The organism is Bradyrhizobium ottawaense, assembly GCF_002278135.3.
GTDB classification, from domain to species: domain Bacteria; phylum Pseudomonadota; class Alphaproteobacteria; order Rhizobiales; family Xanthobacteraceae; genus Bradyrhizobium; species Bradyrhizobium ottawaense.
Genome location: NZ_CP029425.2, coordinates 5,561,112 through 5,576,866, shown reverse-complemented (window position 1 = coordinate 5,576,866; position 15,755 = coordinate 5,561,112). Strand labels below are relative to the sequence as shown.

General features: G+C 66.8%; 16 protein-coding genes and 2 riboswitches. Of the genes, 12 read left to right on the top strand and 4 right to left on the bottom strand.

Annotated features, from left to right (window positions below; translation table 11 throughout):
* Together CIT37_RS26670 and cobJ are read left to right on the top strand one after the other, a co-directional pair.
* Positions 1-732 (top strand): precorrin-2 C(20)-methyltransferase, encoded by a 732-nt coding sequence (locus CIT37_RS26670; protein WP_038970536.1) that lies wholly within the window; start codon positions 1-3, stop codon positions 730-732.
* Complete coding sequence (cobJ, locus tag CIT37_RS26665) at positions 729-1,463, top strand: precorrin-3B C(17)-methyltransferase (RefSeq protein WP_095426509.1); 735 nt, start codon at positions 729-731, stop codon at positions 1,461-1,463. The genes CIT37_RS26670 and cobJ overlap by 4 nt, the downstream gene beginning before the upstream one ends.
* On the opposite strand, the gene CIT37_RS26660 is transcribed toward cobJ, so the two are convergent.
* A complete protein-coding gene (locus tag CIT37_RS26660) occupies positions 1,439-2,185 on the bottom strand; it encodes a cobalt-precorrin-6A reductase (RefSeq protein WP_095426596.1) in 747 nt (248 codons plus the stop codon). The genes cobJ and CIT37_RS26660 overlap by 25 nt on opposite strands.
* Before the next feature lie 10 nt (positions 2,186-2,195).
* On the opposite strand from CIT37_RS26660, the gene cbiT reads away from it, so the two are divergent.
* The 8 genes from cbiT (at position 2,196) to cobT (ending at position 9,397) form a co-directional block, all read left to right on the top strand.
* A complete protein-coding gene (gene cbiT, locus CIT37_RS26655) occupies positions 2,196-3,377 on the top strand; it encodes a precorrin-6Y C5,15-methyltransferase (decarboxylating) subunit CbiT (protein WP_095426510.1) in 1,182 nt (393 codons plus the stop codon).
* Positions 3,374-3,742: a cobalamin biosynthesis protein gene (locus CIT37_RS26650; protein WP_095426597.1), complete on the top strand. Its 369-nt coding sequence runs from the start codon at positions 3,374-3,376 to the stop codon at positions 3,740-3,742. The genes cbiT and CIT37_RS26650 overlap by 4 nt, the downstream gene beginning before the upstream one ends.
* Positions 3,739-4,521: a precorrin-4 C(11)-methyltransferase gene (cobM, locus tag CIT37_RS26645; RefSeq protein WP_095426511.1), complete on the top strand. Its 783-nt coding sequence runs from the start codon at positions 3,739-3,741 to the stop codon at positions 4,519-4,521. The genes CIT37_RS26650 and cobM overlap by 4 nt, the downstream gene beginning before the upstream one ends.
* Positions 4,521-5,831: a cobyrinic acid a,c-diamide synthase CobB gene (locus CIT37_RS26640; RefSeq protein WP_095426512.1), complete on the top strand. Its 1,311-nt coding sequence runs from the start codon at positions 4,521-4,523 to the stop codon at positions 5,829-5,831. The genes cobM and CIT37_RS26640 overlap by 1 nt, the downstream gene beginning before the upstream one ends.
* On the top strand, positions 5,828-6,559 hold the full coding sequence (gene cobA, locus CIT37_RS26635) for a uroporphyrinogen-III C-methyltransferase (RefSeq protein WP_095426513.1): 732 nt from the start codon (positions 5,828-5,830) through the stop codon (positions 6,557-6,559). The genes CIT37_RS26640 and cobA overlap by 4 nt, the downstream gene beginning before the upstream one ends.
* Before the next feature lie 45 nt (positions 6,560-6,604).
* A riboswitch (cobalamin riboswitch) is annotated at positions 6,605-6,823 on the top strand.
* Between the two features lie 37 nt (positions 6,824-6,860).
* Complete coding sequence (locus CIT37_RS26630; RefSeq protein WP_028142453.1) at positions 6,861-7,538, top strand: energy-coupling factor ABC transporter permease; 678 nt, start codon at positions 6,861-6,863, stop codon at positions 7,536-7,538.
* Positions 7,539-7,584: 46 nt separating this feature from the next.
* Positions 7,585-8,334: a precorrin-6A synthase (deacetylating) gene (cobF, locus tag CIT37_RS26625; RefSeq protein ID WP_028142454.1), complete on the top strand. Its 750-nt coding sequence runs from the start codon at positions 7,585-7,587 to the stop codon at positions 8,332-8,334.
* A gap of 10 nt (positions 8,335-8,344) precedes the next feature.
* Positions 8,345-9,397, top strand: a complete 1,053-nt coding sequence (gene cobT, locus CIT37_RS26620) for a nicotinate-nucleotide--dimethylbenzimidazole phosphoribosyltransferase (RefSeq protein WP_028142455.1) — start codon at positions 8,345-8,347, stop codon at positions 9,395-9,397.
* Here cobT and CIT37_RS26615 read toward each other — a convergent pair.
* Positions 9,390-9,962 (bottom strand): histidine phosphatase family protein, encoded by a 573-nt coding sequence (locus CIT37_RS26615; protein WP_028142456.1) that lies wholly within the window; start codon positions 9,960-9,962, stop codon positions 9,390-9,392. The genes cobT and CIT37_RS26615 overlap by 8 nt on opposite strands.
* A 72-nt stretch (positions 9,963-10,034) precedes the next feature.
* Positions 10,035-10,236: riboswitch (cobalamin riboswitch) on the top strand.
* A gap of 116 nt (positions 10,237-10,352) precedes the next feature.
* Here CIT37_RS26615 and CIT37_RS26610 point away from each other — a divergent pair.
* Positions 10,353-12,701 carry a TonB-dependent receptor gene (locus CIT37_RS26610; protein ID WP_161966479.1) on the top strand — a complete coding sequence of 783 codons (2,349 nt, stop codon included), beginning with the start codon at positions 10,353-10,355 and terminating at the stop codon, positions 12,699-12,701.
* 12 nt (positions 12,702-12,713) lie between these two features.
* A complete protein-coding gene (locus CIT37_RS26605) occupies positions 12,714-14,135 on the top strand; it encodes a PepSY domain-containing protein (RefSeq protein WP_095426514.1) in 1,422 nt (473 codons plus the stop codon).
* A 49-nt stretch (positions 14,136-14,184) separates the two neighbouring features.
* On the opposite strand, the gene CIT37_RS26600 is transcribed toward CIT37_RS26605, so the two are convergent.
* Positions 14,185-14,853: a siderophore-interacting protein gene (locus CIT37_RS26600; protein ID WP_244611284.1), complete on the bottom strand. Its 669-nt coding sequence runs from the start codon at positions 14,851-14,853 to the stop codon at positions 14,185-14,187.
* A gap of 122 nt (positions 14,854-14,975) precedes the next feature.
* On the bottom strand, positions 14,976-15,668 hold the full coding sequence (locus CIT37_RS26595; RefSeq protein WP_095426516.1) for an O-methyltransferase: 693 nt from the start codon (positions 15,666-15,668) through the stop codon (positions 14,976-14,978).
* Positions 15,669-15,755: the final 87 nt, after the last annotated feature.

The window sequence follows — 15,755 nt, the reverse complement described above, 5'->3', positions numbered from 1 at the left end:
ATGGGGCGCATCATCTGCTGCGGTCTCGGCCCTGGCGATCCTGATCTGATGAGCGTGCGCGCCAATCGCACCGTGCGCGCCGCAAGCCACGTCGCCTATTTCCGCAAGAAGGGCCGGCCGGGCCAGGCGCGGCGCATCGTCGAGGGCATGCTGGCGGCCGATGTCACCGAATATCCCATGGAATATCCGGTCACCACCGAGATCGCCTTCGACAGCGCCGAGTACGTGCAGCTGCTGGCGGGCTTCTACGACGAGTGGGCGGAGCGTCTGGCGCGGCTTTCGCGCGCGGTCGACGTCGTCGTGCTCTGCGAGGGCGACCCTTATTTCTACGGCTCCTTCATGCATCTGCACATACGCCTGCAGGGCCGTGTCGAGATCGAGGTGATTGCGGGCATTCCCGGCATGGTCGGCTGCTGGAACGGCGTCGGGCAGCCGATCGCGCTCGGCGATGACGTGACGACCGTGCTGATGGGAACGCTGGCCGAGGACGAGCTCGAGCGGCGCATGCGCGATTCCGATGCGGTTGTCGTCATGAAGACCGGGCGCAATCTCGCAAAGGTGCGCCGCGCGCTCAGCTCAGCCGGCCGGCTCGATGATGCCTGGCTGGTCGAGTGCGGCACCATGGCGGGCGAGCGCGTGGTGCGGCTTGCCGAGGTCGACGGCGCCGACTGTCCTTACTTCGCGATCGTGCTGGTACACGGCAAGGGCCGGCACCTGGACGCCGCCGAATGACGGGCACGCTGACCATCGCGGGCCTCGGGCCGGGCAGCGATGCTCTGGTGACGCCCGAGGTCACGGCTGCGCTGGCCTCCGCAACCGATATTCTGGGCTATGCGCCCTATGTCGCGCGCGTGCCCGCGCGCGCTGGGCTCAAGCTGCATCCCTCGGATAACCGCGAGGAGCTGCAGCGCGCGAGCGAAGCCCTGCGGCTTGCCGCAGACGGCGGGCAGGTCGTCGTCGTCTCCTCCGGCGATCCCGGCGTCTTCGCGATGGCCTCTGCCGTGTTTGAGGCGCTCGAACAGGCGCCGCAATGGCGGAATCTTTCGATTCGCGTGCTGCCTGGCATCACGGCGATGCTGGCAGCTGCCGCGCGCGCGGGCGCGCCGCTCGGCCATGATTTCTGCGCCATCAATCTCTCCGACAATCTCAAGCCGTGGGCAGTCATCGAGAAGCGCCTGCGGCTCGCCGCCGAAGCTGATTTTTCGATTGCGATGTACAATCCGCGCTCCGCAAGTCGGCCCGAAGGATTTGGCCGCGCGCTCGCGGTGCTGAAGGACGCCGGTTGCGGCGAGCGCCTCGTGATTTTTGCGCGCGCGGTCAGCACAGCTGACGAGAGGATCGAAACTGTCACGCTGCACGAAGCCCGGCCCGAGATGGCCGATATGCGCACGCTGGTGATCGTCGGCAATTCGCAGACGCGCCGCGTCGGCCGCTGGGTCTATGCGCCGAGGCGGGTAGAATGACCGAGCCATTGCATGATCTCGGCCACGCTCTCGACCCGCAGCCGCTCGGGCAGCTTTGGCCGCGAGATCATGAGCACGGGCAGGCCGAGCAAGCGGGCCGCGTCGATCTTGGCGCGCGCGCCATCGCCGCCGGAATTGCGGGCGACGATCCAGCCGATGCCGCGTTCGCGCATCATCTCCAATTCACCGTCCAACGTGAACGGTCCACGCGACACGATCACATCGGCGGCGAAGGGCAGCGGCGATTCCGGCGGATCGACGAAACGCAGCGTGTAGGCATGCTGCGGCTTCGTCGCGAACGGCGCGATATGCTGGCGGCCGATGGCGAGGAACACGTTTGCGGGCGGCTCGGGCAGCGCCGCGGCCGCGGCGCTGACATTCGCGACCTCAATCCAATTGTCGCCGGACATCCCGGTCCAAGGCGCGCGCTCCAGCGCGATCAGCGGCGTATCGGTTTCCGCGCACGCCTCGACCGCATTGCGGCTCATCTCCGCAGCGAAAGGATGCGTCGCGTCGATCACATGCGTAATGCCTTCGCTGCGGATGGTGTCGGCAAGCCCGCTCACGCCGCCGAAGCCGCCGATGCGGGTCGGCAGCGGCTGATCCGCAGGCGCGCGGGTGCGGCCGCCATAGGAATAGATGGCCTCGATGCCTGCGCGCGCGATCGCCGCGGCGAGCAGGCTCGCATCGGCAGTTCCGCCCAGAATGAGGGCGCGCGTCATGGCTGATTCCTTGGCTGATCCCTGGCTGACCATCATCGGTATCGGCGAAGATGGCCTTGCCGGGCTGTCCGAAGCAAGCCGAAAGGCGCTCAATGAGGCCGAAACCGTCTTCGGTGGTGCACGGCATCTCGCGCTTGCCGGCGTCGGCAGCCGCGGCCGTCCGTGGCCGGTGCCGTTCGACGCCGACGTCGTTCTGAGCAGCCGCGGCCGGCCGACAGTGGTGCTCGCTTCCGGCGATCCGTTCTGGCATGGCGCAGGTGCTGGTCTCGCCGAGAAGCTGCAGACCGGCGAGTGGACCGCGCATTCCGCTCCGTCGACCTTCTCGCTTGCGGCCGCACGGCTGGGCTGGCGGCTCGAATCCGCCGTCTGCCTCGGGCTTCACGCCGCACCGTTCGAACGTCTCGTTCCGCATCTGGCGCGAGGGGCGCGCATCATCTGCCTCGTGCGCGATGGGAAAGCGGCAAGCGATCTCGCAAAATGGTTGAGCGAGCGCGGATGGGGCGCCTCGGCCTTCTGGACGCTCGCCGCACTCGGTGGTCCGCGCGAAAGCATCCAAGAACATCGCGCCGACGGTTTCGCCGGTGATCCCGCTGGAAACCTGATCACCGTCGCCGTTGAGGCGAAGGGCACGCATGGTATGCCCCACGCCTCGGGGCGTCCTGACGATCTGTTCGTCCATGACGGCCAGATCACCAAGCGGCCGGTGCGTGCGCTCGCGCTCTCGGCGCTGGCGCCGCGTCCGGGCGAACGGCTGTGGGATATCGGCGCCGGTTCGGGGTCGATCTCGGTCGAGTGGGCGCTGTGCGGCGGGACGGCGACCGCAATCGAGCCGCGCGAGGATCGCGTCGCGAATATCCGCAAGAATGCCGCTGCGTTCGGGCTCGTGCACCGGATCACCATTGTGACGGGGAAAGCGCCTGAAGTGCTCGCTGCGCTGGACGCACCGGATGCGGTCTTCATCGGCGGCGGTCTCGACATCGCGATGTTCGATGCAATCTGGTCGCGGCTTGCACCGGGCACACGGCTGGTTGCACATTCGGTCACATTGGAGACGGAAGCGTTGCTCGGCGATCTGCACCAGCGCCACGGCGGCGAGCTGATGCGGGTCGACATCGCTTATGCTGGCCCGCTCGGCCGTTATCGGTCCTGGGAGGCGGCACGGCCGGTGGTGCAGTGGAGTACGGTCCGATGAAGGTGGCCGGGTTTGGGTTCAGGAGAGATGTCACTCTCGCTTCGCTGCGCGAAGCGCTGCTGGCTGCGGGTGATCCCGAAGGCCTCACTGCGATGGCAACTGTCAGCGACAAGGCCGACGCGGAGCCGTTGAAGCAGCTCGCGCTTGAGTGCGGCGTGCCGATCAAGGCTGTTCCGGCCGACATGTTGGCGAGGATAGCCACGCCGACCCGGTCCAATCTCGTGATGGAGAAGTTCGGCATCGGATCGGTCGCCGAAGCAGCAGCTCTCGCTGCGGCGGGGCCGCGTGCACGGCTGATCTCGACACGCGTTGTCTCGCGGGATCGCACTGCGACCGCCGCGATCGCGGAAGGAGACGGCGCATGACGGTGCATTTCATCGGGGCAGGGCCGGGCGCGCCCGATTTGCTGACGTTGCGCGGCCGCGACCTGATCGCGGCCTGTCCGGTCTGCCTCTATGCGGGCTCACTGGTCCCCGAAGGCGTGCTGGCGCATTGCCCGCCGGGCGCGCGCATCGTCAATACCGCGCCGCTATCGCTCGACGAGATCATCGCGGAGATCGCCGCCGCGCATGCCGAAGGCAAGGACGTCGCTCGCCTGCATTCCGGCGATCTCTCGATCTGGTCGGCGATGGGCGAGCAGCTCCGCCGCCTGCGCGCACTCGGTATCCCTTTCACCGTGACGCCTGGCGTGCCGTCCTTCTCCGCCGCCGCCGCCGCTCTGGAGGCTGAGCTGACGCTGCCCGGTCTCGCCCAGACGGTGGTGCTGACGCGCACGCCCGGCCGCGCCAGTGCGATGCCCGAGCGCGAGAAGCTCGCCGCATTCGCCGCGACCGGTGCGGTGCTTGCGATCCATCTGTCGATCCATCTGCTCGACAAGGTCGTCGCCGAGCTCGCGCCGCGTTATGGCGCGGATTGCCCGGTCGCCATCGTCTGGCGCGCGAGCTGGCCGGACCAGCGCATCGTCCGCGCCACGCTTGCTACGCTCGATGCTGCCGTCGGCACCGAGATGGAGCGCACCGCGATCATTCTGGTCGGCAGAACGCTTGGCGCTGCGGATTTCGACGAGAGCCGCCTCTATGCCGCCGACTACGATCGTCGCTATCGGCCTGTCGGTGCCGAGCCACGCTTTCCGGAGGCCTCGTGATGGCGGCAGGCTTCGTCATCTCCGCGCCGGCTTCCGGCGTCGGCAAGACCACGCTGACGCTGGCGCTCGCGCGCGCCTGGCGCAATCGCGGATTGAACGTGCAGTGCTTCAAGAGCGGTCCCGATTACATCGATCCCGCCTTCCACGCCGCCGCCACGGGGCGCGCTTCCGTCAACGTCGATAGCTGGGCGATGGACCGCGGGGGCATCGCCCATCTCGTCAGCCGCGGCGCGGACGCCGATGTCGTGCTCGCCGAGGGATCGATGGGCCTGTTCGACGGCGTCGCCGCGCGCGGTGTCTCCGGCACCGGTGCCACCGCCGACATTGCGGAGATGCTGGGCTGGCCGGTGGTGCTGGTGATCGATCCTTCCGGTCAGGCGCAGACCGCGGCGGCGATCGCCGCGGGACTTCGCGATTATCGCCCCGGTGTGCGCCTTGCGGGCGTCGTGCTCAACCGCGTTGCCAGCCCGCGCCACGAAGACCTCGTGCGGCGTGCGCTCAACGATTCCGGCATTGCCGTGTTCGGCGCGCTGCCGCGTCATGCCGAGATCAGCCTGCCGAAGCGACATCTCGGCCTGGTGCAGGCCGAAGAGCAGGGCGAGATCGGCAAGCTGATCGACGAGGCCGCGCGCTTCGTCGCCGAGCATGTCGATCTCGATGCGGTGCTGCGATCGGCTGCCAGCTGGTCGCCGCAACCTGCCGCGAATGGGCTGAACGTGACACCGCCGGGGCAGCGCATCGCGCTGGCCCGCGATGCGGCGTTCTCCTTCGTCTATCCGCATATGCTGGAAGCCTGGCGCCGGGCGGGCGCGGAGATCTCGACATTCTCGCCGCTCTCCGATGAAGCGCCTGACGCGAGCGCCGATGTGTGCTGGCTGCCCGGCGGTTATCCCGAGTTGCATGCCGGCAAGATCGCGGCCAATGCGCGTTTTCGCAGCGGCCTGCGCGCCTTCGCCGAAACGCGGCCGGTGCACGGCGAATGCGGGGGCTATATGGTGCTGGGAACCGCTTTGACCGATGCGGACGGAATCCGCCACGAGATGACAGGCCTGCTTGGCCTGGAGACGAGCTTTGCCAAACGCCGCATGCATCTCGGTTATCGTCTGGCCGAACTCGCCGCGCCGATGCCGGGACATCGCTCCGGCGCGCGCCTGCGCGGCCACGAATTCCACTATTCGACCATTCTTGCCCAGCCTGATACGCCGCTGGCGGTCGTGCATGATGCGACTGGCGCAGTCATCGCCGAGACCGGCTCGCAGCGCGGCCACGCCACCGGCACCTTCTTTCATCTGATCGCGGAGGACCGGTGAGCGGATTCGTCTCCTTCATCTCCGCCGGGCCCGGCGACCCCGAGCTTCTCACGCTCAAGGGCGCCGCGCGGCTGCGCGAAGCCGACGTCGTGCTCTATGACGATCTTGCCTCTGGCGCGATCCTCGATCTCGCCCGGCCAGGCGCCAATCTCGTCGCGGTGGGGAAACGGGCAGGGCGTCCCTCGACCAAGCAGCACCACGTCAACCGCCTGCTGGTCGACTATGCGGCGACAGGCGCACGCGTGGTGCGGCTCAAGTCGGGCGACGCCGGCATTTTCGGCCGGCTCGAGGAAGAACTTGAGACGCTGCGTGAGGCCGGCATCGGCTACGAGATCGTTCCCGGCGTGACATCGGCCTGCGTTGCCGCGGCGCAAGCCGGCATTCCCCTGACCCGGCGCCATACCTCGCGCCGGGTGCAGTTCGTGACCGGGGCTGATGTCACCGGCGCGTTGCCGCCTAACCTGAACTGGGGGGCACTGGCCGACCCGGAAGCGACGACCGTGGTCTATATGGGCCGGCGCACCTTTCCGGCGCTTGCCGCAAAGTTGATCGCGCACGGGCTCGCTGCGGATACCCCCGCGCTGTTCGCCGAATCCCTCGGACGCCCCGACGAACGGCTGGTCCGCACCACCATCGCCGAGCTTGCCGAGCAGCTTGCGCGCGGCGGGGCCGCCTCGACGGCCGCCGTGATCCTGTTTGGGGCGCTGGCGGGGGATTATCCCACATGACGGCCTTGGCCGCCCTTCGCCCCTTGACGCAGGCTCAGCGAAAGGGGCACACAAGAGAGGCATGGTGCTCGACGCGGCGCAAAGCGCCGGAGCATAATCGGGAATGGGGGTGGGCGGACCCAGTTGCGGCGCCCAAAACCCCAGCCGCCCCCGCGACTGTAAGCGGTGAGGGACTCCGATCAGCCACTGGGCCGCAAGGTCCGGGAAGGCCGGAAATCCCGGGGAACCGCGAGCCAGGAGACCGGCCCTGCACGTTTTGAGGCCAAGGCCGTCGGGTGTGACGGCAGGAAGGAACTGAGCCATGCATATCGAACCCGGGGTCGTGACGGGCGCCAAGCTCGTGTTGAGTTACGCAACCGGCATCGCCGCAGGCGGCGTTGCGCTGAAGCTCGCGGTCGAGACCGTGCGTGAGCAGGGCATCACGTCGTTCGCGGCGCGGACGCTGGCCACCACAGTCCTCGTCTTCACTTTCTTCGAGATCCTGCCGCACTTCCCGGTCGGCGTCTCCGAGGTGCACTTCATTCTCGGCTCGACACTGTTCCTGCTGTTCGGCGCGGCGCCGGCGGCGTTCGGCCTTGCCTTCGGTCTGCTGCTCCAGGGCGTGTTCTTCGAGCCGGCCGACATCCCGCAATACGGCATGAACGTCACCACGCTGCTGGTGCCGCTGTTCGCGATCCAGGCGATCGCCACACGGATCATCTCGCGCAACACCGCCTATGTCGATTTGAAGTATCGGCAGGCGTTGGCGCTCTCGACGACCTACCAGGCCGGCGTGATCGCCTGGGTGGCGTTCTGGGCGCTCTATGGCTCGGGCTTTGCGATGAGCAACCTCGCCAACATCGCGACGTTCGCGGCGTCCTATGCGCTCGTCATCGTGATCGAGCCGCTCGCCGATCTCGCGGTGCTGGCACTGGCGAAGTCGCTGCGCGGCGTCACCGCGCCCGGCCTCGTCACCCCGCGCCTGCACAACGCGGCCTGAGAGACAAGCGAACGGGCGGCCAGCAGGGCCGCCCGTCGCGTTCGCGATGCTCACACTCTCCCTGATAGGCATCGGTTGCGGCGATCCCGACCAGCTCACGCGCGCCGCTGTTCAGGCGATCAACGCCGCCGATCTCGTCCTGATTCCGCGCAAGGGGGCGGCAAAGTCCGATCTCGCCGATCTCAGGCGGACGATCTGCGCGGACGTGCTCACCAGCGACAAGACAATCATTGCCGAATTCGACCTTCCCGTGCGCGACGCTGGTGAAGCTGACTATCGCAAGGGCGTGGACGATTGGCATGATGCGGTTGCCGCGGCCTGGTCGAAAGCGATCGCAAACCATCTCGAAGGCGAAGGCAAGGTTGCGCTGCTGATCTGGGGCGATCCCTCGCTCTATGACTCCTCGCTGCGCATTGCACGACGGCTCAATCCGTTGCCGACGATCGAGGTCGTGCCCGGTATCACCTCGATCCAGGCGCTGTGCGCGGCGCATGCGCTGCCGCTCAACGACATCGGCGAGCCTTTTCTGGTCACGACGGGGCGGCGCTTGCGCGAAGGCGGCTGGCCGCAAGATGTCGATACCGTGGTGGTGATGCTCGACGGCGGCACGGCGTTTCAATCGCTCGATCAGCGGGGCTTGCAGATCTGGTGGGGCGCCTATCTCGGCATGCCCGACCAGATCATCATGTCCGGCGCGCTCGCCGAGGTTGGCCCGCGCATCGTCGCGGCGCGGCAGGAAGCGCGCGAGCGGCACGGCTGGATCATGGACAGCTACATTCTCAAGCGCGCACGTTAAGCGAGGCAGCATGCTCCCCGAATGGGTCCCCCAGAACTGCCCCGATGTCTCCGCGGCCCATCGCGAGGCGGCGATTGCGCGGCAGGCGCAACTGACAAAACCGACCGGCGCGCTCGGCCGGCTCGAGCAGCTCGCAATCGAGCTTGCGGGCCTGCAGGCGACCGAACAGCCGCGTGCCGCACGGGTGCCGATCATCATCTTCGCCGGCGACCACGGCATCGTCGCGCAGGGCGTATCGGCCTATCCGCAAGCCGTGACTATCGCGATGATGGCGAATTTCGCCGCCGGCGGCGCCGCGATCTCGGTGCTGGCGCGCGAGCTTGGCTCGAGCCTGGAGGTGGTCGACGCCGGCACGCTGGCGCAGGACGAGATGGCAGGAATCGTCACCGACAAGCCGCGCCACGGCACACGCGATTTCAGCGTCGAAGCCGCTCTCGCACCCGCCGAGCTGGGGTATGCGTTCGAGGCCGGCCAGCGCGCCGTCGCACGTGCGGCTGCCCATCAGCCTGATCTCCTGATCTTCGGCGAGATGGGGATCGGCAACACCACGACCTCGGCGGCAATCGCGGCGGGCCTGCTCGGCATCAGCGCCGAAGAGATTGCGGGGAGCGGCACCGGGATCGATGCGGCGGGGCGCGCGCACAAGTCCCGTGTGATTGATGCTGCGATCGCGCGTCACGGCGTTGGCGGCGCTTCGCCGGAAAAAATCCTATGCGCCGTTGGCGGCCTGGAGATCGCGGCGATCTCAGGTGCGATCATCGCGGCCGCGCAGCGCCGCATCCCTGTATTGATCGATGGCTTCATCGTATCGGTGGCGGCGCTGGCGGCGGCACGTCTCAATCCGTCGTGCCAGCCGTTCCTGCTGCCGTCGCATCAATCGGCGGAGCAAGGGCATCGGCTGGTGCTGCGCGCGCTGAACGTGCAGCCGTTGATCAGCCTCGATCTCCGGCTCGGCGAGGGATCGGGCGCCGCCATCGCGCTGCCGCTGGTGCGCCTCGCCTGCAGCCTCCACAACGGCATGGCGACGTTTGCGCAGGCCAATGTGCCGGATCGTCCTAACTGATCCGCTGATTGACGGAGACGACGCGCCAGCCGCTCAGGAGGCGATCGATCCGGGTCAGCGACAGCGGATCGACCACGAAGCGCAAGGCCGCCGTCGGCGTCAGGTCCAGCGCGATGCAGAGCGCGGCGCGGATGGTGCCGGAATGCACGACGAGCGTGGCCGATCCGGCTGCGATCCGCGACAGGCCCAGCCGGACACGCGCGACCTGATCCGCAAAGCTCTCGCCGCCCGGCGGTCGTCCGCCAGCTGGATCGTTCCAGAACTGCGCATAGGCCTCACCGCGGGTCGCCTCGAGTTCGTCATGGCGATGGCCGGTCCAGTCACCAAAATCCTGCTCGCGGAATTCACTGACGGGCTCCGGCTCGAGGCCCAGCGCGCGCGCCGTCTCGACCGTACGCCGCGACGGGCTGGCATAGCCGGCGGCATCCGGTGGCAGGTGCCGTCGCACAGCGTCCAGTTGCGCGCGATCGCTGAGATCGGCCGGCGCGTCGGACGCGTGGATCGTGCCTGTGACGCCCGCGACGGGCGCGTGCCGTATCAACCAGAGGAAGGTCTCGCCTTCCATGCTCATCTCCAAGGAAGTTGGTCGTTGTGGCCATAACGCCGCAACTGGCACATTGACTCTGTTGTGATGGTAATCCTAGATGCTCGCGACGGTTTCCCCGAGAGGGGATGAAAAGGGAATACGGTGCGGGGACATTGTCCCCAACGCCGTGGCTGCCCCCGCAACTGTGAGCGGATAATCCTTCGTCAGAAGCCACTGGGTCCTCGGTCCCGGGAAGGCGACGAAGTGGTGATGACCCGCGAGCCAGGAGACCTGCCGTCAGCCGTGGTCACACGCGAAGATGTCGGTCGGGGAGTACAGACATTCGGCTTCATCGGACGGCTGAAGGGCCAAAAGGTGAGACCTCGTTCGCTGTGACGTGCCACTGACGTCATACCGAGGCCCGAAACCGTGTCTTCCATCCGTATCGTACGACCGCGAAAATTCCTGCTCGCCTCCGCGGCACTCACATCCTTTGCCGCTCTCGATCCGCCCGCTGCGCTGGCGCAGCAGGCCCGAGAGCCCCTGCCGCCGGTCGAGGTGTCGCCGGCCCAATCCCGCAAGCAGGCCAAGCCTGCCGGCCGGGAGGCGCAGAGCACGCGCCGCGCAGCAGCGCGCAGGCCGGCGACCGCAGCAGCGATGCCGAAGCCTGCCGTGCCGACTGCGGCACCCCCGACGCCGCTCAACAGCAATGCCGTGGCCGAAAGCGCCTCGCGGCTCGGCCTGACGGTGCGCGAGACGCCCGCGACCGTCGAGGTGATCTCCGCGGAGACCATGCGCGAGCAGGGTTATCGCACCGTGTCCGACGTGGCGCAGGGGGCGGTCGGCGTCACCTCCGGCGATAATCCGGCCGAGCCTTCCGCCTTCTCGATGCGCGGCTTCACCAACAGCCAGATCAACACGCTCTACAACGGCATCAAGATCGGTCCGCAGAACATGACCTCGCGGATCATGGACACCGCCAATCTGGAAGCCGTGGAATTCCTGAAGGGCCCGGCATCGCTGATCTCGGGCGAGGGCGCCGCCGGCGGGGCGATCAATTTTGTGACCAAGCAGCCGCACACGGGAGCGATCCGGAACGAAGCTGATTTCTCCTGGGATTCGCTGAATTCGTTCCGCGCGCATTACGGCTCGGGCGGCAGCACCAATGTGCAGGGCCTCGACTACCGCTTCGACATCAGCAGTTCGGCGCTCAACGGCTTTGCCGACGACACCAATACCAAGATGCTCGATGTGTCGGGCCAGCTCAACTATCGCATCTCGGACAGTCTCAAGATCTGGGGCGCGATCGAGTATCGCGAGGATCGCTCGAAAGCCTATTGGGGCGCGCCGCTGGTGCCGATCGCTTTCAGTGGATCGCACGCGACGACGGGGATCGTCTCCGGCAACTACTTCAACAGGACTGATCTTGGGGCTGTCACGATCGACGACCGCACCTTCAATACCAACTACAATGTCCTCGACAACCGCAATGTCGCGCAGGAGGTGTGGCTGCGCGGCGGTTTCGAGCTGAAGCTGGCGCCGGACCTGACGCTGAAAAGTCAGGCCTATGGTTACGGTGCGGAGCGCACCTGGTTCAACAACGAGATCGAGGCGTTCGATTCCACCAACAACCAGGTGTATCGCGAGCGCTTCTATGTCGCGCACAGCCAGCGCCTCGTCGGCAACATCACCGATTTGATCTGGGACACGAATATCGCAGGCTTCGACAACCGGCTGGTCACGACGCTGTCGTCGAGCTATCTCGACTTCGTCAGGCCGGGCGCGGCAAACTTCCCGAACGATTATGTTTCGCTGGTCGATCCCAACCGCGGCTTCTACGGTCTGCTCACGACCAAGCAGCAGACCGCGCGTATCGACAACGAGGCGCTGTCGTTCGAGGACCGGCTGAAGCTGACGCGGACCTTCGCGCTGATCGGCGGCCTGCGCGTCGAGCATATCGGGCTCGATCGCAACTCGACGGATGCCGCCGGCCTGGTGAACGCGGGCTTCCCGTTCACGAAAGACTGGGCGCCGGTGACGGGCCGCATCGGCTATACGTGGGAGGTCGTGCCCGGCATGACTTTCTTCAGCCAGTACGCCACCGGCGCCGACGTCTCCGCGAACACCAGCTTCCTGTTGTCGCCGACCCAGCCGCTCGACCTGACGACCTCGCGTACCTACGAGACCGGCGTCAAGCACCTGTTCTGGGACAACAGGGCGGAGTGGTCTTTCTCGGCCTACGACATCGTGCGCAAGAACGTCTATGCCGCGGCCGGCGGCATGGCGCTCAACATCGCCGGGCGACAGGAGTCGAAGGGCGTCGAGCTCGCCGCTTCGGTCCGTCCGATCGATCCACTGCGTCTGTGGGGCAACATCGCCTATGTCGACGCCCGCTATGCCGACTACAATTTCGTCGGCGGCTCGTTCTCCGGCAATACGCCGCCGAACGTGCCGCGCATCGTGGCGAATGCGGGTGCATCCTGGCGCTTCTTCACGCCCTGGCCGGTGGAGCTCGGCATCACCGGCCGCCATGTCGGCGACCGCTACAACACCGATGCCAATGTCGTGACGATGAAGGCGTATACCGTCGCCGACGTCTACGCCTTCGTCGATATCCCCAAGACGGTATTCAACGCGGTCGACCAGGCCCGCCTGACCTTCCGCGTGCGCAACATCACCGATAAGCGCTATGCGATCTGGGGCGATCCATTCTATCCCGACCAGATCCTCCTCGGTGCGCCGCGCACCTATGAGCTCTCGGCCGCGTTCAAATGGTAGGGCGCTGAACGGATGATGAGCGCGATCGTCGTTACGCATCGCTGGCTCGGGATCGCGTTCTGCCTGCTGTTCGCGATGTGGTTTGCGACGGGGATCGTGATGCACTTCGTTCCGTTTCCGTCGCTGACGGAAGCGGAACGGTTTGCCGGCCTTGCGCCGGTGGATCGCGGAGCGGCGAGGATCCCGGTTGTGGAGGCGGTCGCTGCGAGCGGGGTCGCGGGCGCCGTGCACGTCCGGCTGATCCAGCGGAGCGATGCAGCGGTCTACATCGTGTCGGGATCATCGCGCGTGCGCGCGGTCCGCGCCTCCGACGGAGGCGATGCGTCGGTCGCGATTGCCGATACCGCGCTTGCCATCGCGCGGGAGCACGGGCGCAATCGCGGGCCCGATGCCGCGCGGGCCGCGGTCGTTGCGCTCTCGGACCATGATCAGTGGAGCGTGCCGAACGGCTTCGATCGCCACCGGCCGCTGTTTCGTGTGGCGCTCGGCGATGCCGCCGGGACGGAAGTCTATGTCTCCTCGTCCACCGGCGAGATCGTCCTGGACACGAGGCGGCGCGAGCGGGGCTGGAATTGGGCCGGCAGTGTGCTGCACTGGATTTACCCGACAGTCCTGAGAAGCAATTGGTCGCTGTGGGATCGCGTCGTCTGGACGCTGTCCTTGCTGGCCTTGATCGCGGCGATGCTTGGCGCGGTGCTCGGGATCGCGCGAGTGCAGCTGCGAGGGCGCCGGATGTCCTCGCCCTATCGTGGCTGGCACGCGTTGCACCACGTCATTGGCCTCACGGCAACAATGTTCGTGCTGACATGGAGTCTCAGCGGCTGGCTCTCCATGGATCACGGCCGGCTGTTCTCGCGCGGACAATTGACCGCGGCCGAATCCGGCGTGATGAACGCGTTGCCTGATTGGGCGGCTGCCTCATGGCTCGATCGGCAGCCGATATCGCTCTCGGCCCGGGAGATCGAATGGTTTGCCTTCAACGGCACTGTCTACCGGCGCGACCGGGTGGGCCTCGACCGTCAGGTCTTGATCAAGGCAGGGGACGCGCCCCGCGATGGACCAACGGAATTTCTGGACGTGCATGAGATCCAGAATCTGGTGGCGCGCCTCGCCGCCGGCTGCGGCGCGCCGTCCGTTCTTGCTGGCAACGACGACTACCCCGCGCAATCAGCTATTCCCGGTGCGCCCGTCTACCGCTTGCGCTGCGGCGACCTCTGGTTCGATATCGACGGTGCCGATGGCAGTGTGCTGCAAAGGCTGGATGCCTCGCGGCGAGCCTACCGCTGGTTCTACAGCGCGCTCCACACGCTCGATTTTCCGGTCCTGCTGGCGCATCCGCGTCTGCGCGATGCCCTTATCGTTGGACTGTGTGCGTTGGGACTGGCGTTCTCCGTCACCGGGATCGCGATTGGCTGGCGGCGTCTGCGGTCCTGACCGAGACCGCGTGTCTTGACCAACGGCCGGCGGTTCTATCGGCTCCTCTCTAGTCCAGGCCGGTCTTGCCCGGTGCCCAATAGGCTTTTGCCCTGATCCGCGATAATGCGACGCCGGCGGCCTTCAAGGCGCGGCCGACACGCTGGATCGAGGATGCCTTGCCGGTCAGGACGAACTGTGCGCCGTTTGCGGCAAGGCGGAGCAACTCGGATTCGGCGGTTGCAAGATGGGTGTCATCGGCGCTGCGTGCCATTAGCCTGGCGTGGCCGAGGCCGATGGAGCCCAGCACAAGTCTCGACTCCGCGATATCAGCGGCTTCGAACAGATGGAGCGCGCCGCAAGCCTGCAGGCTGTCGCGCAACGCCGCCGCAAGGCCGAACGAGGTTTCATCGCCGAACAGAACGATGGGCGCTTGGAGGTCGGCAAGGTCGAGCGAGCGGCGTGGACCAAAGAACTGGCAGCTGTCACCTTCGCGCAAACTGCTAGCCCAGCGGCTGCCGGGGCCTTCGCCATGTGCAAAGGCCAGCAGCCGCGTTCTGCCGTTGCCGGCGTCCCACCACATCGGCGTATAGGTGCGCGCGCTCAGGCCCGAGCCCATCGCGACCTGGATCTTGTCGCCGGCCGCCCAGGCGACGTTTCTGAGCGCTTCGCCTTCGAGCTCGACGAGCCGGAAGTGCGGCGAGAGCGTCTTGATGCCGGCAACGCGCGCAGGGCGCATCAGCCATCGCAGCAACATCCGCGTGACCCGTCCCTGCGGTGCCCGCGATGGCTCGGACGTTTGTGGCTCGTGAGCGGGCTCGTTCAAGTTTGGCTCCATCGCAGGGTTCACCGCCATGCCGATCATCTGGTCTTGATCGTGAATTCGTTGCCGCGTCCCGGCTCGAACGGCAGCGACAGTGAGAGGTAACCGTTCTCGGGATCGCGCACGTAGTCGATATAGCCCGAGGCTTCCTCGAGCGCGTTCTCGCCGACGATGAGCGCGCCGCGCTTCAAGTGCGGCTCCAGCAGCCTGAGAATGGGAAGATAAAGAGTGAAAGCGCCATCGAGCATCACCATGTCGATCTCGTCGCCAAGGCCGGAGCTGAGCGTTTCGCGCGCATCGCCGTGCCTGAACTCGACGAGGTCGGCGAGCCCCGCGGCGGCAAGATTTGCCCGCGCCCGCTCGATCTTGCCGGGTTCGAGATCGGTCCCGATCAGGCGGCCGCCACCGATGTCGCGCAAGCCCGCCGCCATGTAGATCGCGGAAATCCCCATCGAGGAGCCGAACTCGACGATGCGCTGTGCCTTGGAGGCGCGGACGCACATGTAGAGGAAGCGTCCGAACCGCGGAGAGACGCTCAGGAAATTGTCCGCAAGTCCGCGATAGACTTCGTTCAGATCGCGGCTCTCGGCCGCGATGGCCTTGCTGATGATCTCATCCCGGCTCTTCGCTTCGTTCGCGAAGGTTTGCATCAGTTGGCCGTCGGCGATCTCCGCTTCCTGATGAAGACGATGGAGGACGTCGGCGACGACGCCCTTGCTGAGTGAATCCATGTCGGTCGGCTCCTTGCGATGCGCCCGCCGGGCGCTTCGGAGCCTGGATACGAAATGGTCCCTCAGACCGCATTCCGCGAACGGGAC

Coding starts and splice junctions, on each gene's coding strand:
- CIT37_RS26670 (WP_038970536.1), top strand. CDS start 1: ATGGGGCGCATCATCTGCTGCGGTCTCGGCCCTGGCGATCCTGATCTG.
- cobJ (WP_095426509.1), top strand. CDS start 729: ATGACGGGCACGCTGACCATCGCGGGCCTCGGGCCGGGCAGCGATGCT.
- CIT37_RS26660 (WP_095426596.1), bottom strand. CDS start 2,185: ATGACGCGCGCCCTCATTCTGGGCGGAACTGCCGATGCGAGCCTGCTC.
- CIT37_RS26650 (WP_095426597.1), top strand. CDS start 3,374: ATGAAGGTGGCCGGGTTTGGGTTCAGGAGAGATGTCACTCTCGCTTCG.
- cobM (WP_095426511.1), top strand. CDS start 3,739: ATGACGGTGCATTTCATCGGGGCAGGGCCGGGCGCGCCCGATTTGCTG.
- CIT37_RS26640 (WP_095426512.1), top strand. CDS start 4,521: ATGGCGGCAGGCTTCGTCATCTCCGCGCCGGCTTCCGGCGTCGGCAAG.
- CIT37_RS26630 (WP_028142453.1), top strand. CDS start 6,861: ATGCATATCGAACCCGGGGTCGTGACGGGCGCCAAGCTCGTGTTGAGT.
- cobF (WP_028142454.1), top strand. CDS start 7,585: ATGCTCACACTCTCCCTGATAGGCATCGGTTGCGGCGATCCCGACCAG.
- cobT (WP_028142455.1), top strand. CDS start 8,345: ATGCTCCCCGAATGGGTCCCCCAGAACTGCCCCGATGTCTCCGCGGCC.
- CIT37_RS26615 (WP_028142456.1), bottom strand. CDS start 9,962: ATGGAAGGCGAGACCTTCCTCTGGTTGATACGGCACGCGCCCGTCGCG.
- CIT37_RS26605 (WP_095426514.1), top strand. CDS start 12,714: ATGATGAGCGCGATCGTCGTTACGCATCGCTGGCTCGGGATCGCGTTC.
- CIT37_RS26600 (WP_244611284.1), bottom strand. CDS start 14,853: ATGCGCCCTGCGCGCGTTGCCGGCATCAAGACGCTCTCGCCGCACTTC.
- CIT37_RS26595 (WP_095426516.1), bottom strand. CDS start 15,668: ATGGATTCACTCAGCAAGGGCGTCGTCGCCGACGTCCTCCATCGTCTT.